The 18,823-nt window shown below is 63.7% G+C and carries 16 protein-coding genes and 3 pseudogenes; 8 read left to right on the forward strand and 11 right to left on the reverse strand.

Annotated features, from left to right (window positions below; translation table 11 throughout):
• The first annotated feature begins 141 nt into the window (after nt 1-141).
• The 4 genes and pseudogenes from K426_RS10015 to K426_RS30270 form a co-directional block, all read left to right on the forward strand.
• A complete protein-coding gene (locus K426_RS10015) occupies nt 142-2,433 on the forward strand; it encodes a TonB-dependent hemoglobin/transferrin/lactoferrin family receptor (protein WP_237230017.1) in 2,292 nt (763 codons plus the stop codon).
• A 7-nt stretch (nt 2,434-2,440) separates the two neighbouring features.
• Nucleotides 2,441-3,427 (forward strand): DUF6607 family protein, encoded by a 987-nt coding sequence (locus tag K426_RS10020; protein WP_066556450.1) that lies wholly within the window; start codon nt 2,441-2,443, stop codon nt 3,425-3,427.
• Nucleotides 3,428-3,555: 128 nt separating this feature from the next.
• Nucleotides 3,556-3,726, forward strand: a complete 171-nt coding sequence (locus tag K426_RS31805; protein WP_158511733.1) for a hypothetical protein — start codon at nt 3,556-3,558, stop codon at nt 3,724-3,726.
• A pseudogene (locus tag K426_RS30270) lies at nt 3,714-4,115 on the forward strand (NRDE family protein); the annotation flags it as partial. The gene K426_RS31805 and the pseudogene K426_RS30270, both read left to right, overlap by 13 nt.
• Before the next feature lie 53 nt (nt 4,116-4,168).
• Here K426_RS30270 and K426_RS31240 read toward each other — a convergent pair.
• The 3 genes and pseudogenes from K426_RS31240 to K426_RS10045 all read right to left on the reverse strand — a co-directional run.
• A pseudogene (locus tag K426_RS31240) lies at nt 4,169-4,384 on the reverse strand (electron transfer flavoprotein subunit beta/FixA family protein); the annotation flags it as partial.
• A 245-nt stretch (nt 4,385-4,629) separates the two neighbouring features.
• On the reverse strand, nt 4,630-5,523 hold the full coding sequence (locus tag K426_RS10040) for an enoyl-CoA hydratase (RefSeq protein ID WP_066556454.1): 894 nt from the start codon (nt 5,521-5,523) through the stop codon (nt 4,630-4,632).
• 360 nt (nt 5,524-5,883) lie between these two features.
• Nucleotides 5,884-7,239: an IS1380-like element IS1247 family transposase gene (locus tag K426_RS10045; RefSeq protein ID WP_006473457.1), complete on the reverse strand. Its 1,356-nt coding sequence runs from the start codon at nt 7,237-7,239 to the stop codon at nt 5,884-5,886.
• Between the two features lie 87 nt (nt 7,240-7,326).
• On the opposite strand from K426_RS10045, the gene K426_RS10050 reads away from it, so the two are divergent.
• Complete coding sequence (locus tag K426_RS10050; protein WP_066556455.1) at nt 7,327-7,644, forward strand: NRDE family protein; 318 nt, start codon at nt 7,327-7,329, stop codon at nt 7,642-7,644.
• A 78-nt stretch (nt 7,645-7,722) separates the two neighbouring features.
• On the opposite strand, the gene K426_RS10055 is transcribed toward K426_RS10050, so the two are convergent.
• On the reverse strand, nt 7,723-10,038 hold the full coding sequence (locus K426_RS10055) for an FAD-dependent oxidoreductase (RefSeq protein ID WP_237230019.1): 2,316 nt from the start codon (nt 10,036-10,038) through the stop codon (nt 7,723-7,725).
• A gap of 363 nt (nt 10,039-10,401) precedes the next feature.
• Here K426_RS10055 and K426_RS10060 point away from each other — a divergent pair, with 363 nt between their 5' ends.
• Nucleotides 10,402-10,587, forward strand: a complete 186-nt coding sequence (locus K426_RS10060) for a hypothetical protein (protein ID WP_066556458.1) — start codon at nt 10,402-10,404, stop codon at nt 10,585-10,587.
• A gap of 74 nt (nt 10,588-10,661) precedes the next feature.
• A complete protein-coding gene (locus K426_RS10065; protein ID WP_066556460.1) occupies nt 10,662-11,255 on the forward strand; it encodes a sigma-70 family RNA polymerase sigma factor in 594 nt (197 codons plus the stop codon).
• A 148-nt stretch (nt 11,256-11,403) separates the two neighbouring features.
• Here the strand turns inward: K426_RS10065 and K426_RS31245 are convergent, their stop codons facing one another.
• The 6 genes and pseudogenes from K426_RS31245 to K426_RS10095 all read right to left on the reverse strand — a co-directional run bounded on the left by K426_RS31245 (nt 11,404) and on the right by K426_RS10095 (nt 16,997).
• Nucleotides 11,404-11,877 (reverse strand): hypothetical protein, encoded by a 474-nt coding sequence (locus K426_RS31245; RefSeq protein WP_145907240.1) that lies wholly within the window; start codon nt 11,875-11,877, stop codon nt 11,404-11,406.
• A gap of 188 nt (nt 11,878-12,065) precedes the next feature.
• Entirely contained in the window at nt 12,066-12,713 is a 648-nt protein-coding gene (locus K426_RS10075; RefSeq protein ID WP_066556467.1) for a DUF2059 domain-containing protein, read from the reverse strand.
• 34 nt (nt 12,714-12,747) lie between these two features.
• Complete coding sequence (locus tag K426_RS32940; protein WP_335339803.1) at nt 12,748-13,329, reverse strand: glycine zipper 2TM domain-containing protein; 582 nt, start codon at nt 13,327-13,329, stop codon at nt 12,748-12,750.
• A gap of 237 nt (nt 13,330-13,566) precedes the next feature.
• Nucleotides 13,567-15,863: pseudogene (locus K426_RS10085) on the reverse strand (NADP-dependent malic enzyme).
• Nucleotides 15,864-16,060: 197 nt separating this feature from the next.
• Nucleotides 16,061-16,552, reverse strand: coding sequence for an NUDIX domain-containing protein (locus K426_RS10090; RefSeq protein WP_066556468.1), 492 nt, complete (start codon nt 16,550-16,552; stop codon nt 16,061-16,063).
• A 25-nt stretch (nt 16,553-16,577) separates the two neighbouring features.
• Complete coding sequence (locus K426_RS10095) at nt 16,578-16,997, reverse strand: secondary thiamine-phosphate synthase enzyme YjbQ (RefSeq protein WP_066561615.1); 420 nt, start codon at nt 16,995-16,997, stop codon at nt 16,578-16,580.
• Between the two features lie 359 nt (nt 16,998-17,356).
• Between K426_RS10095 and K426_RS10100 the strand changes: the two genes are divergently transcribed.
• Nucleotides 17,357-17,836: a hypothetical protein gene (locus K426_RS10100; protein WP_066556471.1), complete on the forward strand. Its 480-nt coding sequence runs from the start codon at nt 17,357-17,359 to the stop codon at nt 17,834-17,836.
• Between the two features lie 255 nt (nt 17,837-18,091).
• On the opposite strand, the gene K426_RS10105 is transcribed toward K426_RS10100, so the two are convergent.
• Nucleotides 18,092-18,823 (reverse strand): DUF6629 family protein, encoded by a 732-nt coding sequence (locus K426_RS10105; RefSeq protein WP_066556474.1) that lies wholly within the window; start codon nt 18,821-18,823, stop codon nt 18,092-18,094.

Below are 18,823 nucleotides of genomic sequence, written 5' to 3' on the forward strand. Positions count from 1 at the left end.
CGCGGTGCAGTGCGATCACCACATGATCCAGCGCCGAGGACCGACACATATCCTCTCATGTTGACGCTTCCCAATCAACTCCGTAAGTCATCCTAGTGCGACTGATTCGCATTAGCATAACATTACGTTTGGGGGCGGTGGGTGGATTATTCTGTTTCGCGAAGCGCGGTGGGCCTGCGTCACCGGTCGACCTGGTATCGCCGGGCGAACTGTGGCGCTGCGGGCGCTGTTCTGGTGCTGATCGCTGCGCCGCCCGCGGCGGCACAGGACGGGGATCCGCTCATATTGACCGATCCGCGTAACACCATCACGGTCACCGCCACCCGTTTGCCCGCATCCGTCCTCGATGTTCCTGTGACCGTCACCGTCATTGACGACAAGAGGATCGCCGACGAGCTCGTCTCCGACGTCAAGGACCTTGTCCGGTTCGAGCCGGGCGTGAGCGTGCGCCGGGCGCCGACGCGCTTCGGCGCGGCGCTCGGGGCGACGGGGCGGGACGGCAATGCCGGTTTCAACATCCGCGGTCTTGAAGGCAATCGTGTGCTGATCCAGGTCGATGGCGTGCGCGTGCCCGACGGCTTCGACTTCGGCGCGCAATCGGCCGGCCGCGGCGACTATGTCGATCTCGGCCTCATCAAGTCGGTCGAGATACTGCGCGGCCCGGCATCGGCGCTCTACGGCAGCGACGGGCTGGCCGGCGCGGTGAGCTTCGTCACCAGCGATCCGGCGGATTTCCTGAAGGATGGCCACGGCTTCGGCGGCATGGCGCGCGCCGCCTACGATTCCGCCGACGAGCAATTCTCGGAAACCGGCATCGTCGCGGGACGGAGCGGCGACTGGTCGGCGCTGCTCGCCTACACGCGGCGCGACGGCCACGAGCTGGACAACAAGGGCAGCAACGGCGCGCCCAATGCCACGCGTACCGAACCCAACCCGCAGGATACGCGCTCGAACGCGGTCCTCGGCAAGCTCGTCTGGAGCCCGGACGACGCCAATCGGGTCCGCCTGACGCTCGATCATCTCGATGATCATGTCCGCAGCAACGTGCTCAGCGGCGTCGCGGCCGTGCCGACGAGCCCGACCAGCGTGCTCGCCCTTTTCGCGCGCGACAGGACGCGCCGTGACCGCGTGAGTCTCGACTGGCTCTACAAGGGATCGGGCGCGATCGGCGGCGCGCATACCACAGTCTGGTTCCAGGACGGCGAGAACCGGCAGTTCACTGCCGAGGACCGCAACACGGCTGCCGATCGCACGCGCCGCAACACCTTCGAGAACCGCGTCCTCGGCGCGAGCGTGGAGCTGCGCAGCGATTTCGCGACGGGCGGGCTCACCCATCGCCTCGTCTATGGCGCGGATGCCAGCATCACGCGCCAGAAGGGCCTGCGCGACGGCACCGTGCCGACCCCACCGGACGTCTTCCCGACGCGCGCTTTCCCCGTGACCGATTATACGCTGGCCGGCGGCTATGTGGCGGACGAGATCGCCTTCGCGAATGGCGCGATAACGCTCTTCCCCGCACTGCGCTTCGACTATTACAAGCTCGATCCGAAGGAAGATCCGCTGCTGCCGGCGTTCGCGACAGCCGGGCAGGACGGATCGCGCCTTTCGCCGAAGATCGGCGCGGTGGTGCGGCTTGGCAACGCTGCGAGCCTGTTCGCCAACTATGCCCGCGGCTTCAAGGCGCCTTCGCCGAGCCAGGCCAACCAGTTCTTTGAAAATCTGGCGCAGGGCTACACCTCGATCCCCAATCCCGATCTCCGCCCCGAGACCAGCCAGACATGGGAAGGCGGCGTCAGGCTGGAGCAGGGGCCCCTGAGCGCGGGCGTCACCGGCTTCACGGGCCGGTACCGCAACTTCATCAGCCAGCAGGTGGTGAGCGGCAGCTTCGCGCCGGGCGATCCGGCCGTGTTCCAGTTCATCAACCTCGATCGGGTGCGCATCAAGGGCGTGGAGGGCAGGCTGGACCTGCGCGACCGATCGGGTCTGAGCGCGCGCCTCGCAATCAGCTACGCCACCGGCACCACGATCAGTGGGGACGGCTCGCGGTCGCCGCTTTCGTCGATCGATCCGCTCAAGCTCGTCGTCGGGATCGGCTATGACCATCCCGACGGGAGGTTCGGCGGCCAGATCATCGCCACCCACGCAGCGCAGAAGGAACTCCGTCGCACCGTCTATACGGACGCCGGGGGCGATCCTGCGACGATCTGTGATGGCGCGCCCTGTTTCCGCCCGGGCGCCTTCACGATCCTGGACGCGACCGCCTATGTGCGGATCGGCGCGGCCTTCACGCTGCGGGCCGGCATATTCAATCTGCTCGATCGCAAATATGCCTGGTGGAGCGACGTGCGCGGGCTCGCCGCCACCTCCCCGGTCACCGACGCCTATACCCAGCCCGGCCGCAATGCGAGCGTATCGCTGACGGCGCGATTCTGACGAGAGGATGATGATGAAGCCCGTTTTCCTGAAGGCCGCTCTGCTCGCGGCATCGCTGCTGACGGCGATCCCTGCCGCTGCGGACGGCCCTGTCGCGCCCCGCGACGCAGCGGCCGCAAACGCCGCCTTCGCGGCCGATCGCGCCTCGATCCTCGCGATGGCCGGCAATTACAAGGTGACGTTCGACATGCGCGAGACAACGCCCTGGCGGGCCGGCTACACCCCGATCGAGCCCAAGGTCTCGGGCGGACATGAAAGCATCCGCGTGATCGAGGATGCGGGCCGGCGGATCGTGCTCCAGCATCTCCTCGTCGTGAAGGACGACAAGGGCAAGACCCTCGTCATCAAGCATTGGCGGCAGGACTGGACCTACGAGCCTTCCAGCGTGCTCGTCTATGCGGGCCAGGGACGTTGGACGATCGAGGCGGTGCCCGAGCGGATGCGTGCCGGCCGCTGGTCCCAGACGGTATGGCAGACCGACGATTCGCCCCGCTACGGCGGCTGGGGCCAGTGGACCGAGGAAGGCGGCGTGCGCCGCTGGCGGAGCAACTGGACGTGGCGCCCGCTCGCCCGGCGCGACGCGGTGCGCCATCCGCCCTATGACCGCTATCTCGCGATCAACCGGCATTCGCCCTCGCCCGCGGGCTGGATCCACTGGCAGGACAACATCAAGATGGGGCTGGTCGACGGCAAGCTCTCGCCGTTCGTCCAGGAATCGGTGCTCAACACCTATGCAAAGGCCGACGATTACGACATCGCCGCGGCGGACGCCTATTGGGCCGCGACGAAGGACTATTGGGCGGCGGTGCGCACGGCCTGGGACGAGGCGATCGCGAAAGGGCAGGGCGTGAGTGTCGCCGAGGTGGCCGAAACCGGCTCCGCCTCCGGCGAACGGCTGATGGATTTCGCTGATCAGATTGAGGAGCGCAAGCTCACCAGCGCCGCTGCGATTGCACGTGCCAGGACGGTAATTGCCGAAGTCACCTCGCACTGACGGCCAATAGTCTCTGTTTTCCTGTCATCGCCTACTTCGCAACGAAGCATAGCCGGCGACCACCGCATTTCCAACGATTTGCCCATCCGGCCCGTGAAGCTGCTATGGCGATAAGCGGGAGGAATATCATGGCGGGGCTTCATGCCATCGAGGCCGATCGCGGCGGCGCCCGCAACGATGGCCAGCAGACGAAAATTCCAGGGGTGCTGGTTCATGCGCGCTCGGAGCGGAGCCATGTTTCCTCAAGCGGCGGTCGACTCGCCTCGATGAGCACCGGCGATGGCGTATGTGCGTCTTAGCACTGGCGTGGCGCGTCCATGCGAATTGGCCCTTCATCGTGGCAGGCAATCGCGACGAGTTTCACGGACGCCCGGCACGACGGCTGCAGCGATGGGACCAGCCGGATCATGTCCTGGCTGGCAAGGACCGGCAATCGGGTGGCACATGGCTGGGTGTGTCGGAGGAAGGGAGGTTTGCCGTAGTCACGAACCTGCGAGGGTTCGGGCCGTCGGAGACGGGCCGGCCATCGCGCGGCGTCCTTCTGAGGGATCTGCTGGCGGGTGAGGGGCGGTATGCCGAGCCATCCGATACCGATCTCATGGATTTCAATCCGTTCAATCTGATCCTCATCCGGCCGGCTCATGCCGAATTCTGGTCGAACAAGCCCAATCCAGCGCGGCGCAGGCTGCCCTCGGGGGTCTATGGCCTGTCCAACGGCGCACTCGACGAGTCCTGGCCCAAAAGCGTATCCTGCGCCTTCGCATCACCGATCGAGACCGCCACGATCTCGGTGCCTTGGCCCTTCTCTTTCAGGCGGATTGCCTCCTCGACGGCGATCTCATCAAAGGGGTTCATGGACATCTTTACGTTGGCGAGATCAACTCCCGTACCATCGGGCTTCACTCGAGGTTTAACATTGTAGTCGATCACTCGCTTCACAGGCACGAGAATGATCACTTGACGCCTTTCAAATTCTCGCGACGGGGTTTCCTCAATCTTCGCGGAACTGTTCGATCTTGTGTATGCACCTTCAATCCAGTTAATAACCCATCATGGTGCGAAGACACATCGCTGATCCCTGATGTACTAACCTAGACCACTGCCTCGCAAAGCTACTCTTCGATGCAAACTTATTGAAGCAAACAAGGGCGCACGGAGGCGCTTCGGCTACCCTGGCGCTTTATGCGCTCGAGCATAGCTGCCTACTGCTCGACGCGAAGGGCCGGAATCTCCGGGAGCTTGCCATCCGGGAGCGAGCGGCGGACCGATTCAGCTAGTCCCGTGGGATCGACCAGGGTGCCATATTTCAGCCGATTCTGTGCATGGCACAGCTGATGAAGCGCGAAGGCATGGTCAATCGAAGTGGAAAAGCCTTGCTGGTCAAGGCAGCTGTTGACCAGTTCCTTTGTAAGTTTGACACCGAAGGACGGCTTGGCAGCAATTCGGCGGGCCAGAGCAAGAGTTGCCTCTTCCAGCTCCTGCCGGGGAACGACGTGATTGACCATTCCCCATTCCAGCGCGTCCTTGGCTGACCAACGATCGGCCGTGAACAGCTTTTCCTTCGCCCGCCTGCTGCCAATCTCCCAGATATGGGCGAAATATTCCACGCCGCATACGCCGAGATCAACAACCGGATCCTGGAAAAAGGCGTCTTCCGAAGCGACGATCAAGTCTGCAGTCCATGCCACCATGAGCCCACCGCCAATGCAGCCCCCCTGCACCTGCGCGATCACCGGCTTGGCGATAGCTCGCCAGCGACGACACATGTCGAGATACATCTCATGTTCCCAACCATGCCATCCTTCGATAGTTGAGGTGCCCACGCCGCTCCATCCGGAGGTGAGAGGATAATCGCGCCCTACTTCCTGTAGCCCCTCCAAACCCTTCCGTAGGTCATGCCCGGCCGAGAAGTGCTTTCCAACCGCACCGAGGATGATGACGCGAATCCGGTCGTCGCGGGCCGCAGTCATCAAAGCCTCATTGAGTTCGTAGAGCATTTTCACGTCTTGCGAATTTGCGTTCTCCGGCGAGTTCAGCTGCACACGGCAGATGTCATCGGCGAGCGTCTCCACAATAATTTTTTCGAACTGGGCCATAAAACAATCCTTGATCCTGATCTTGATGGCCGAAACTGGCGCCGCAATAGCCGCCGCTAGGCTCCTCTTAGGGGTTGGTTTGAGCTCAACGAGGTCGCGTAGGGAATTCCCAGATTTGAGAGTGGATCAGAGCTTTCAGCCTGCATTCCCCAAGTGGCGTGTCGTTTGAGGTGAAGATCGCCTGTATCCGAGCGCTAGACAAGGATTTTCTGCCGCAAGCGGCACCTGCGGTCGCGCAGACTGCTGGATCTGGACGGATCAGACCGCGAAGCCGCTGTTTCCTTGCCCAGGGGCGGCGTTTTTCAGCGCAGCGGACAGATCTGTCCAGCCGCTTTCGTTCAGTTTGAGCGTGGATCGCGATCATGCGCATAGCGGTGGCGCTCGCAATCGGCGGATAGCGGCGAGGATGGCGCGTACCATCGTGCCGGTGACAGCGACCTCGGCCAGCTGGAAGGTGATGGTGCGGGCGTGACGGACCACACGTGCCCCGATCTTGATCAGCTTCAGTTGCAGGCTGGTCAACGACCAGTCGGCCATGGCCTCGGGCAGCTCGATGCAGCGCAAGAAGGTGGCCAGGTTGTACGCCAGGGCGTGCAGTTGCAGCCGCACCTCATTGTCGCGGAACTTCCGGCACGACAGCCGCGTCCAGCGAAAGGCGTATTTGCCCTCTTTGATGTGCTGCTCGGCGGTGCCGCGCTGGTTGTAGAACCGCACCACCCAGTCCGGCTCCATCGGCAGGTTGGTGACGATGAAGCCGACACGCGGGAACAGTTCGCCCGGATGCCATTCGATCTTGGCGATCACCCGGCGTTCCTTGTCCCAGGACGCCGCCTGATACTCGAATTCCTCGAAGAACCGCTTGACCTTGGTCAGTGACGGCCGCCCGACAGGGCGCGTTAGCCGATGCGCGATCTTGTCCTTGAGGACCGCGTTTGCGGGCAGCCGGATGGCGTAGAAGAACCGCGCTTCTTCCAATCGCTCATAGATCGCCGGGATCGCGTAGGCAGCATCGGCCCGGAAGAACCTGCCACCAAGGTCGCGCTCCGCGTAGCGCGCAATGACGGGGTCGAGAACATCACGCCAGCCATCGGCGCTGTGGACGTTGCCATGGCGCAGGGCGCAGCGTTCCAGCATCCCGAACTGGTTGAACAGAAAGTTGGGGTGATAGCAGCTACAGTCGAAATGGCCATTCCAGGCGGACCCTTCCTGGTCGCCATGGGTCGGGCTGACCGAGCTGTCCATGTCCAGAACGATGTACTTCAGCCCGTTACGGTCATGGAACCGGTCGATCCATTGCCCGTTCAGGTCGGCCAGCGCGGCACGGTTCCCGGCCAGAGCCAGCGTCTCGGTCTCGAACCGTCCCATCTGCGATGCCGAGGCCGCTTGTGCATCGACCGCTCTGCCGCCGACAACTTGGCGCATGACCGGATCGCAGGCGAGACGGTTGGCGTCGTTGACATCCTCGTATCCGGCCAGCCGCCCAAAGACTGATTGCCGGAACAGGCCGTCGAGCCGATGGACCGTGTTCTTGCCAGAGCGAGTATCGCGCAGCGCCGCTGACGCCAAATCGGACAACCCGAGCGCGTCATCAAGCTCGCGCATCACCAGAAGGCCGCCGTCGGAACTGAGCTGCGTGCCGCGAAATTCCAGCCGCACGCGAGGGTCGAAATCCACCCGATCTGCCCGTTGCAAGCCCGCACCCTCTGGGTGATCCATGAAACGCGCCCCTCGCAGCCTTCAACACCATGTTTTATATAGGAAATATAATGGTCAGGACAGCGAAATCAGCGCCTTACTTGGGAAATGTGGGCCAAAACCGTTCGGCTCAAAAGCATCCTGAGCCACTGGGTCGACGCCGGCGCACGCCACCCTGAATATCTCCTTGATGGACTACGGGAAGAAGGTCGTCCGCGAAGCTTCGATCCGGAAGTCGGCCCCTCGGACGTGCCGCAAGAGCCACGCCTCTCACCGATCTTCATCAACAATCCGGTCTACGGAACGCGGTGCAGCACGGTGGTGGCGATCGATGATGGCGGGCGCGGTTTCATCCTCGAACGTCGATTCGATGAGAATGGAGACAGACGAGGCGAGACGGCCATGCCGTTTTCCTGGCCGCGGTGATGATCTCCAAAATTCCGCCTGGCGTGCGAATCCGTGGCGTTTGGACTTGAGAAGAGCGGAGCGTGGCCATCCCGGAGACTATGCCCCTGCAGGATGGTTCGGCGGCGCGTGCGTCTCGCCAAGTATTGTCTTGGCGACTGCATAGCCTTCGGACCGGCTGGCCTCGATCGCCACATCCGAAAAATCATAGTCGGCCGAAGAATGCTCATTCGATCGCCCTGTCCGGACGAATCTGGTGATCCTCGTCGGCGCGCCGTCGCCCATAAGCTGGATAAAGCCCGGGAGATGCTTGACGCGCGCCAGTTCGGCGGGCTCGACATAACCGAGAATATGGTCGATGAGCCTGCGATAGCTATCGACCGTCTCGCGGTAGCGCAGATCGCTTCGCACGCGCTCGGAATAGACGACCTCGTCGCGGCGGGCGAGAACCTCGATCATGTTGGCCGGGAGCGCCCGCTGACCAGAATAGAGATCCACGATGAAGACCCGTTTGCCATCCGGGCCGCAGCGGTCGACGACGAGGTCGAGCGGCGAGTTGCTGATGATGCCCCCGTCCCAATAGGCCTTGCCGTCGATCACCGTCCACGGGAAGCCAGGCGGCAAGCTTCCGCTGGCGACGATATGGTCCGGGGTCAGGTCATCGACGTAGCTGTCGAAGACCTCGAGTTCCGCGGTGGCCACGTTCACGGCGCTGATCAGCAGGCGCACCGGGCTCGCCTTGAGCGTGGTGAAGTCCACATGTTTCGCGATCAGTTGACGCATGGGCGTCGTGTCATAGAAGCTCGTCCAAGTCGCGGGCCACTCCCATGGAGTGAACGGTGGCAGCCATCTCGCCCTGAAGAAGCTCGGCACGCCACAGGTCAGGATTTGGGCTGCGGCGACCGCCTGCCTGAAGATGGTGGGTGAGGGTGCCGGAGTGATCACCGCGAGTTCGTTCCAGAAGGCTTCGAGGGCACGCGTCGCTTGCCTGGGATTGCTCGCGATGATGGCCCCGTTGAAGGCGCCGATCGAAACTCCCGCGACGATGTCCGGATAAAGCTGCTGTTCCTCGAGGGCCTTGACGACGCCGCATTCGAAGGCGCCCAGTGCGCCGCCGCCCTGGAGAATGAGCGCCGTCTGCGTCGGAATTTGCTCGAGCGGGAAGTCCGCCTGCTGAAGCCGTGCCTTCACCGAGCCGAGGTTGACGCGGTAGCGAATGAGCCCTTCGGACACGCGCGTTTCGTCGGCAGGCCGTCCCGTCGAGAACAGCGCGCGCAACACCTCACCCTTGAGATAGAACAGCGCAAATGAGTGATCGTCGAGCGAACCCCGGCTGATCCATTCGTCGGCTTCCTCGGTCGCGCCCAGCACATTGAAGCCGATGTCGCCAACTTCACAGAAAAAATAGGAGACCTCATCATATCTCAGGCGCCGGCCCAGCATGTTACGCGCGGCAAGGCGAGCCTGTTTTATGGCGTTGTCCCAATGCTCGATATGGCGTTGGCGCGCAAAGACGGGATCGTAGAAGCTTGTGACGTCGCCTGCCGCGAAGACGTTGGGAGCGCTCGCCCGCAGCTGTGAGTCGACGGCCACATAGCCGTCTTCCAGCTTGATCCCGCTTTCTTCCAGAAACCCGGTGGCGGGAATGACGCCGACGCTGACCACTACAAGATCGCAAGCTATCCGTTGCCCGGCAGCCGTCTGGATTTCCGTGACCAGCTTACTCCCGTGGAATGCGACCGGGACGTCGTTCAGCACGACTGTCGCGCCCCGCTGCCGCATATGGCGCTCGAAATAGCCGGAGAGGCCCGGCGCCTCGAGATGCGGAAGGAGCGCGCTTCCGCGCTCGATAACGGTGACATCGAGGCCGCGCTCCATCAACGACATGGCGATTTCCATGCCGAGGAAGCTTCCGCCGATGACCACTGCATGTTTTGCGGTTGCCGCCGCCTCGCGGATGGCATCCGTATCGGCCTTGGTCCGCATGGCGTGGACACCATCGAGCGCTTCTCCAGGAATCCCGAGAGCTTTCGGTGTTGCGCCCGAGGCGATGAGGAGCTTCCCATAAGCGAATCTTTCGCCGTCCGCAGTGCGCACGATCTGATGAGCGGCGTCCACGTCGACGACGGCCCTGTTAAGGCGCAGCTCGATTTGGTGATCGCTGTAAAAGCTCAGCGGATGAACGAAGATCCGAGCCTCATCGTCATGTTCCGGCAGGAGCTGCTTCGACAGGGGCGGGCGATGATAGGGCGGCAATTCGTCCGCCGACAACAGGAGAACGGAGCCGCTCGCTCCCTCGACGCGCAGCGTCTCGGCGGCGATCGCGCTCGCGACCCCGCCGCCGACGATGAGAAAGTCGATGTGCCTTGGCTTGCTGCGGATGTCGTCGTCGGTTTTGACGGTCTTTTTTTTCACAGCCATTCCCTGTCTCGGGTCGATTCATGAACGGATATGCCGTCCGCTTGCGCACCTTCGTGGCACTTCCGGACCATAGGAAGACCGACGGTTGGCGGGCAATGCGCAAAAGCCCTTAAACGACCGGTGCGGGCCGATGACCCATATGGGTGAACGGGCATCCTGCGCTTCGATCAGCCTCGCCCGTGCCGACAAGCGGCGGCCAGATCGCTGCAATGATTTGGTAATCTTACGTATGCTGGCCCGGCCCTTCCTCGGCTAATCTCTCGCCTAAAGTTCGGTGACCGCCTGCCCCGCGCGGGTGCATCGCCGCAACGATAGCCAGGACGTGCCGTCCTGGCTCTATGAAGTCAGGATGGACCGATGGCTTGGATTGCCAGGTTGCTGCTGTTGATACCCGCGCTGATCGCTGGCTGGTTCGTGTCGCGAGAAGATCCTCGATTCTGGGTCGTGACCATGGTCATAGCTCTCGTGTTCATCGCGCTGACCTGCATCCTCGGCATCTACGCACCGGGGCTGCGCATGTGGCCGCGCCGCGGGGAACGGTGACCAGGGCGATCGGCCTCCCGCGGTAAGCGACAGTTCTCGGCATCATGTGTTGGCCTTTCAGGAGAGAGCAGACGATGACCCCAAGTGAGTTCGAGGATGCAGCCCGGGCATCGCTGCCGGCGCTGACCCGCTATGCGAACCGGCTGACCAGCGGTGCCGACGGCGCCGAGGATCTCGTGCAGGAGGCATTGTCGCGGGCATGGAAAGCGCGTGCGCGGTTCCAAGCCGGAAGCAACTTCAAGGCATGGACCTTCACGATCCTGCGCAACCTCTTCCTGTCGCATGTGCGGCGCGAGCGTCGGCAGCGTGATCGGGCCAATCTCGCACTGCATAGCGCGCCGGTGTCGCCACCGGATCAGGACACCGCTCTCCTGCGCGATGAGTTCAAGGCGGCCCTCGAAGCACTCTCCGCATCCCACCGGCAGGCCCTGCTTGCCGTGATCGAGGACCAACTTGCCTATGAGGCCGCTGCGGAAAAGTGCGGCATATCGCTCGCGGTTCTGAAAAGCAGGGTTCATCGGGCGCGCGCTGCCATACTTGCCTATCTCGCCGGTACCCATCGATCGCAGCTGCAAAAGTCTCCGCAGCGATGCGTTTACTATGGATTCGTCCGCGCGACCGGCGCTGAAGAAGGCCCAAATGGGATGACTTTGTGCCGAGCCGCTTGAACGGCGAATTGCTTGAACGCGCATCTATGCTCGCAACGCGAGTTGAAGCTGCGGTCGAGACCCCGGGTCGATCAATCCCCTTGGCGGCATAGGCCCGCGCTCCATCGGCCGATAGCGCCCAAAACCGCGGCGCCGCCATCTCTGACGCCTATCGCGGAACCTGCTCGCGTCGCGCGCGCTCCCAGGCCTCCATCTCCGCGCGATGCTTGGCGAGCGCATCCTGATATAGCTTCTCCTCGATCCGTGATCTTGCCAACGCCTCCTCGTAGTTGCGCTGGATCGCATCCGCACGCTGCCTTGCGGCATCAAGCATAATCGCGCCCTGTCGGTTGAGGTTGCGCACCTGACGGCGTTCGACCTCGTCCTTGTCGGTCTGGCCATCGACCGAAACGCTGGGCTCGACCTCCACCTCCCGGATCGCAGCGGTCCACCCTGGAGGCTCATTCGGGAGAGGAGCGGCGGTTGTTTGGGCGACGGCAGGAGCGGCCTCGGCCACCGCAAGCAGCAGGGCCGTGCCGAGCCAACTCCATTTGGACGTCGCCGGCCCGGTCTGACCGGCGGAAGTCGCGGACCCGGGACGGCGAGCGACGCGAGGGCGTGGTATGCCATGGTTACTGACCATCTGAGCGTCTGGCGGCTGGCGACCCCCAGCGCACCGTCTCTTCTCGGTGTTTCTGGCTAGCAAGCTTCGCATGCCCCGGTCTCTACCTGCTTTCCGCAGGTTTCGGCCGATTCGGATTGTCCTCGGCGTGGGTGCCGTTCGATATCCGCCACTCTTGCAGCCGTCGTCGGCGTAATTGCCGGACATTTTCACAGTGTCGGATGAGCAGGGGGTATCGCCGGCTCTTTCTTGCAGCCGCCGACCCGGGCGCAAAAGCGTCTTTGGGCGTCGACAATCATCTCGGGGGTGACATCGCTCACCGCCTTCTCAAGTGCCGGGATCATGAGCGTGCGGCTCTTTTCGAGCCAGGCACGACCGGCATTGCTCTCGTAGAAGGCGTTGATTCCGGTCAGCTCCTCCACGCTGAACGCCGCCGCACAGCTCTCGCGAAGTCTCGAAAGGACCGGGCCCTTCGCGGCCGACATCGCCTCGGCAAGTGAATCGCGATAGGCGGAGATCGTATCCGTTTCATCCGGGAAGGCCGCCGAAAGCGTTCGGAAGGAATCTTCGACGGCTTCGCGGATGTTCGTGTCCATCACCTGATCGAGGCCGGACAGCGCAATCGATCGGATGCAGAGTTCCCGGCGCTGCGGAATGTCGTTCTCCGCAGCGGCGGCTTGGGCGGGAGCAACCGCCGGCAAGAGAGAAGCAGCCAGCACCAGCGCGCGGGCAAGCCAGCGCCGGCAGTGGGCCGCGCGCCTGGAATGGGTACGACTGTTTTGGGTCATGAAGATGTCCTCGGGCTTGCCAATCTGAACCGGCACCAGGTCTGCGAGAAAGCCGATAGGGTCGGCCACGGTCGCGACATGAGGCCGTCCGTGCACCGGGCGCCTAGCGGCAGCGGATGTCGTTCTGTTCGATCGAACGGCCGGCAAGCGCGCCCAGCGCGCCGCCGATCAACGTGCCGGCGGCACGATGGCGACCGCCATCGATGATGTTGCCGAGGATTCCGCCGCCCGCTGCTCCGACGATGAGGCCTGTCGTCCCGTCGCTGCGCTTGCAGTAGTAGCGTCCATCCGATCCACGATAGACCTCGTCGCGATCGGAGAGGCGGCGCTCGCCATAACGGGGATCGTCCCGATAGTGGCGGGCCGCGTCGTAATCGGTCGCATAGGGATCGCCGCGCCGGCCGGCCGCGTCAGGATGATCGGCGCGCACGACGGCTTCATATCGATCACGCTCGGCTTCGTAGCGGGCAACCTCCGCCCGGTAGCGATCCTGGGCGTCCGTCCAACGCCGCTGGTCGGCGGCGCTTTGCGCGAGCGCGGGTCCGCAGATCAACGGGAGGGCAGCGAGGGCGAGCGGGGAGAACGCGATGGTCCATCCGCGCGTCTTCGAACTGATTCCTGCGCGCCTGATCATCGCGTCGTCAGGTCCGGTAATGCCATTATCGATGAGGGAAACCCGGGACATGACATTCTCCTCGTTCGGTCAGGATCTTTAGCGAACGGGGTACAGGCCGCGATGCCGCCACAGTATACGCAACATTACCGAACCGCCGCGCGAGCATGGCTTGGAAGCTGCTCGAGCGTGGGGCAGCCTGCCGGGCGCCGCGCTTGCCGTACGGGGCCGTCGCGATCGATGGCGATCAATCTCGTCGCTGGATAAGATTCACCGACGGCATGATGGCCCGCGTCGATCTGCGGGTGGTCACGCCATGTCAAAAACCCGGGCGCTGTCTTGAGGAACCGCAGCCTCGGCGACAGAAATCGCCGTGAGATTGACGATCGCGCGGGCTGTCACGGTCGGAACAAGAAGCTGGATGGGCTTGGACATGCCGAGCAGGATCGGGCCGACAGTCAATGCCTCCGACGAGGCTGCCAGGAGGGTGACGGCGATATTCGCTGCATCGAGCGAGGGCATGACCAACAGGTTGGCCGATCCCTTCAGCCGGCTGCTGGTTACGAACCGGTTCCGCAGTGCTTCGCTCAGCGCGGCATCCGCGTGCATCTCCCCGTCTATCGCCAGATCGGGCGCTTCCTTGCGGATCAGCGCCAAGGCCTGCCGCATCTTGCGCGCGCTTGGCGAGGCCGAAGCTCCGAAATTGGAGTGCGAGAGAAGCGCCGCTCTAATCGGCTCCCCAAATCTTCGTACCGCATCGGCCGCAAGCCGGGTCATCTCGGCGACCTGCTCCGCCGTCGGATCGACATTCATATGCGTGTCGCAGAAGAAGAGCGTACCATTTTTCAGGATGAGACCGGTCATAGCATAGGCGCGGCTCACGCCTGGCTGACGTGGGATGATAGGCAGCACCCAAGCCATCTGCTGCCACCAGTCGGCCGTACCGCCGCACAGCGCGGCATCCACTTCCCCAGCCTCCAGCAGCATCGCGGCCGCAACGGCCGGCCGACGCTTGACTGCGCGCGCCGCAGCCGCCGGATTGATGCCCCTTCGGTCTACGAGCTGTTGATAGCGCGCGTCCAGGGGGGTGAACAGCGCGTCGTCGCTCTCAGGATCGAGGACTGTCACATCGCCGCCGATCTGCAGCCTTAGCCCCAATCGCCGGATGCGCGCCGCGATCGTATCGCGCCGGCCGATAAGCACCGGTTCGGCCAGGCGTTCGTCCACGACCGTCTGCACCGCGCGCAGCACGCGCTCGTCCTCGCCTTCGGCATAGGCGACCCGCTTGCCCGTGTCGCGCGCCTGATTGAAGACGCCGCGCATCAGCTGGCCCGAACGATAGACGAGCTTCTCCAGCTCGGTCTGATACGCGCCGAATCCGCGATGGGGCGGCGGGCGACGCCGCTCTCCATCGCCGCCCGGGCGACCGCAGGCGCGATCTTGAGGATCAGCCTGGGATCGAAGGGCTTCGGGATGATGTGCTCTGGGCCGAACAGGAGCGCCGCGTCGCCATAGGCCTGCGCCACCTGTTCGGTCGCTTCGGCGCGGGCCAGGCTTGCCAGCGCCTCCGCCGCCGCCAGCTTCATCGCCTCGTTGATCTCGGTGGCGCCGACGTCGAGAGCGCCGCGGAAGATGAAGGGGAAGCACAGGACATTGTTGACCTGGTTGGGATAGTCTGACCGGCCCGTTGCGACGATCGCGTCGGGACGCGCGGCTGCGACGAGTTCGGGGAGGATCTCAGGATCGGGGTTCGCAAGCGCGAGGATCAGCGGCCTTTCGGCAAAGAGCGGCAACCATTCGGGCTTGAGCACGCGCGGCGCGGACAGGCCGAGGAAGACGTCCGCATCCTCCAGCACCTCCGGCAAGGTCCGGGCATTGGTGACGCGGGCGTAGCGGGCCATGTTCGGCGCCATGCCCGGCCGGTCGGCATGCACCACACCGTCAATGTCGGTGATCGTGACATTGTCGATCTTCAGGCCCATGGCTACCAGCAGGTCGACGCAGGCGAGCGCCGCAGCGCCCGCGCCGGAGGTCACGAGCCGCACATCCTCGAGTTGCTTGCCTTGCAGCGTAAGGCCATTGCGGATCGCGGCGGCGCATACAATCGCGGTGCCGTGCTGGTCATCGTGAAAGACGGGGATGTTCATGCGTTGGCGCAACGCCGCCTCGATGACGAAGCATTCCGGCGCCTTGATGTCTTCCAGGTTGATGCCTCCGAACGTGGGCTCGAGCGCCGCCACAACTTCGATGAAGCGATCCGGATCGAGCGCATCGACTTCGATGTCAAATACATCGATCCCTGCGAACTTCTTGAAGAGGACGGCCTTGCCTTCCATCACCGGCTTGCTGGCCAACGGTCCGATATTGCCCAAGCCCAGCACGGCTGTTCCATTGGAAATCACAGCGACCAGATTGCCGCGGGCCGTCAGATCCCGCGCCGCCTCGGGATCACTGCCGATGGCGTCGCACGCTGCGGCGACGCCCGGCGAGTAGGCCAGCGCCAGGTCGCGCTGGTTCGACATACGCTTGGTCGACTCAACGCTCAGCTTTCCCGGCTTGGGGAACCGATGGTAATCGAGTGCTGCCCGCCGGAAGTCATCGTCCATGATTTCATGTCCCCGTCGATTTTGGACAGCCGGCATGCGGCGCCTGCTGCCTCAATACGGCCCCAGCCGCGCGCACGACGGCATACCGGGTCTCGCGTGGTTATCATTTCTGCGAGGGACAGCTCATCGGTAGAGTCACGGAAGCACAGGATCGGTTCCCGCTCGAACGCCCGGCCGTCGCCGGCTGCTGCTGCCGGTTATCGTTCCAACCGCGAACGCGAATCATCGCCGCTCCGCAGATAATCGGCAAGCCGATCGAGCAGCGGACGCTGGCTTGCGAGCATGCTGGGAAGCGCGCTCGAGAGAGCGAACCAGCGCGCTTCATCGATCTCCGGGAACGACCCTATCTTGCCGGATCGCGGCGGCCATTCCAGATCGAACCGATTGCTCGCGATAGCCTCGATGTCGACCTGCTGCTCCGATGCGAATGCCTCGACCAGTTTGCCGCCCGCCTGCTTCAGCTGTCCCAGCCGATGGAGCTCGCCGGTGAGGCGGATGCCAAGCTCCTCTTCGACCTCGCGCCGTGCCGCCGCGGATGGTTCCTCGCCCGGCTCGATCAAGCCTTTGGGAATCTGCCATGATCCGGCGTCCTTGTTCCGCCAGAAAGGCCCGCCGGGATGGACAAGCAGGACCTCAACCTCCGTACCGCGGCGCCTGTACAGCAGAATTCCCGCGCTCATCCGCGCCATGGCGATGCCTGTCGGACGGCTGCGCTCATGCCCCGATCAGATGCACCGCGATGCTGCGTCGATGCGGCCGCCGGCGGTGCTCGAACAGATAGATGCCCTGCCAAGTGCCGAGCGCCAGGCGCCCATCGATCAGCGGGATCGACAGCTGCACCTGCGTCAGCGCAGCGCGCAGGTGCGCCGGCATGTCGTCCGAGCCTTCGTCGTCATGCGCGTAGGCTGCCGGATCTTCCGGAGCGATTCGCGCGAAATAGGACTCGAGATCGGCACGCACCTCCGCTGCCGCGTTCTCCTGGATCAGAAGCGACGCCGAGGTGTGGCGGCAGAACAGCGTGAGCAGCCCCTCCTGTACTCCCGCTTCGGCCACCCAATCGGTCACCTCATGGGTGATCTCGACGAGCCCCTGCCGGAGCGTCGAGAACTCAAGAATGGTCGAGATCTGCTTCACCAGCAGATAGTGGCACCACTGGCGCGTCTGCGCACCCCCTCGGTCGGACAATTCGCCTCTCAGATTTTCCGTGTGCGAAACGCTTGACGAAATGGTCCGGATTGACCTGCGTGACGTGGATCGGCAGGGGATGCCGATCGGCGCCTCGGCGCGACCATCAGGGGGCGGGAAATGGGAGATCAAGGCTTTCATTACGGCTCGTTGACGGCGCCGGACGCGACTTCCCCAAGGCACGGCCTGCGCAGCGCACGAATGTCGCCTTGTCGCCTCGAGAGACAGGTCAATCGGATTTGCCTCGGCGCGCTCCGCACATCGGGCGACGCGTCTGCCTTGATCAGCGACCCGTTGGCGCAGCTGCGATGAGTGACCTCTGGCTCCAGACAATCGGCGGTGGCTTGGGAGACTGGATCGATCCCGAGGCGATCCCGCCTGATCGCCTCGCCGCAGCGCGCTCCGCCATTCAAAGGGCGCTTGTCGCGGGCAAGGACGGCGTCCTGATAGTCCAGCGGCTTGGCTACCGTCTCTGTGCGACGGTCGACGAGAGCCGTCTGTTGCTCACCATGCTCGCTGCCGGGGGCGAGCCGATCGTCACGATCGCTGTGGCGCCCCGCGCTGGCGATGGCGACAAGCTATGGCCGATGATGGTCAAGGCTGCCTCCGAGCAGGGCCAGCCCGTGACATTCAGGCGGCCCCAGGAACCATGGGCGCTGGTGCTCGCGTATCCGTCGGCGATGATGCGTCTTGCCTCGGACGACGATCTTGGTTGGCTCGCCGTGCTTGAGGCCGAGCTGTCCTGTGCATGGCTGGAGAAGACCCTCGACAAGCCATCGCTTGGCTGACGACGAGCCCAGCGTCGCAGATTTGGCGGGTCTCGTTCAAGTCGGGTCCGGGCGAATGGATCGCGCGTGGAGGGAACCGATCGCACCATGGCAGGGTCAGCCGCGTTCCTCTTGCCAGCGGAGCTGAAAGCTGAGCTCCACCGCGACATTCTGGCCCCTCTATAGGAGCGATTCCGTGACGAGCCCCAATACGGGTAGCGGTAGTGGATTGCCGCGAAGCCTCGAGCCGCACGCACGGCTCTCTTGACCGGGCCATCAGGAATCAAGCTTGCTCGCGACAACGGCGGTCCGCGGACGCAGCCAGGGGAAAAGCAGCGGCTTGACGTCGTCCGACGCGCCGTTGGGCGTTCCAATATCGATATTGCGGCGGTTGAAGTGCCAATAAATGATGACGCTCAAGATGGCGGCATAGAAGCACCAGACCGAGGCGAAGGCATATTCCTTGACGATCTGGACGATAGTCAGCCCGATCACATTCAGTACGCCATAACCCCGGACGACGCGGTGGCTTGAAAGCAGGAGGGCCCCGCAGGTGGCGAGGATATACAAGCAGGATATCCCGAAATTGCCGGTTAGCTGATTGCGATAGGCGATCGAATGGTGCTCGACGAACACATGGCTTGGAAGAGAGATCAGCCCATAGACGTCCCATACGCACACCAAAGCCCCAATGACCGTCAATCCGAGGATAGCGCCGCGACGCCAGCCGGGCGGTTCCATCAGCGCGACCGCGGCCGGCATCAGGAGTGGGAGAATCCCCTGCGCGTAGAGCATGAACAGGAACGCGAGGTGGTCGAGCGCCATCTTCCCGATCCGGCCATCCAGCCCGAGCCAGACAAATCCCTCCGAAAACTGGTGCAGCGCAAACAGCATCGGCACAGACGCGAAAAGCAGCGCGCGGGGCTCGCGGACATGCCGGAGAGTCGCCACGCCGATCGCTCCGATCACGCCGGCGGCGACAAAGCTGGAAGTGGCCGAAAAGCACAT

Source organism: Sphingobium sp. TKS (assembly GCF_001563265.1).
Taxonomy (GTDB): domain Bacteria; phylum Pseudomonadota; class Alphaproteobacteria; order Sphingomonadales; family Sphingomonadaceae; genus Sphingobium.

Bases quoted from the DNA above. Each gene is read 5' to 3' on its own strand.
- K426_RS10105 (WP_066556474.1), bottom strand. From the start codon at position 18,823: ATGTGCTTTTCGGCCACTTCCAGCTTTGTCGCCGCCGGCGTGATCGGA.
- K426_RS10090 (WP_066556468.1), bottom strand. From the start codon at position 16,552: ATGGCGCGGATGAGCGCGGGAATTCTGCTGTACAGGCGCCGCGGTACG.
- K426_RS10045 (WP_006473457.1), bottom strand. From the start codon at position 7,239: ATGGATCACCCAGAGGGTGCGGGCTTGCAACGGGCAGATCGGGTGGAT.
- K426_RS10020 (WP_066556450.1), top strand. From the start codon at position 2,441: ATGATGATGAAGCCCGTTTTCCTGAAGGCCGCTCTGCTCGCGGCATCG.
- K426_RS31245 (WP_145907240.1), bottom strand. From the start codon at position 11,877: ATGGTCAGTAACCATGGCATACCACGCCCTCGCGTCGCTCGCCGTCCC.
- K426_RS10050 (WP_066556455.1), top strand. From the start codon at position 7,327: ATGTGGGCCAAAACCGTTCGGCTCAAAAGCATCCTGAGCCACTGGGTC.
- K426_RS10100 (WP_066556471.1), top strand. From the start codon at position 17,357: ATGAGTGACCTCTGGCTCCAGACAATCGGCGGTGGCTTGGGAGACTGG.
- K426_RS10065 (WP_066556460.1), top strand. From the start codon at position 10,662: ATGACCCCAAGTGAGTTCGAGGATGCAGCCCGGGCATCGCTGCCGGCG.
- K426_RS10060 (WP_066556458.1), top strand. From the start codon at position 10,402: ATGGCTTGGATTGCCAGGTTGCTGCTGTTGATACCCGCGCTGATCGCT.
- K426_RS31805 (WP_158511733.1), top strand. From the start codon at position 3,556: ATGGCGGGGCTTCATGCCATCGAGGCCGATCGCGGCGGCGCCCGCAAC.
- K426_RS32940 (WP_335339803.1), bottom strand. From the start codon at position 13,329: ATGTCCCGGGTTTCCCTCATCGATAATGGCATTACCGGACCTGACGAC.
- K426_RS10040 (WP_066556454.1), bottom strand. From the start codon at position 5,523: ATGGCCCAGTTCGAAAAAATTATTGTGGAGACGCTCGCCGATGACATC.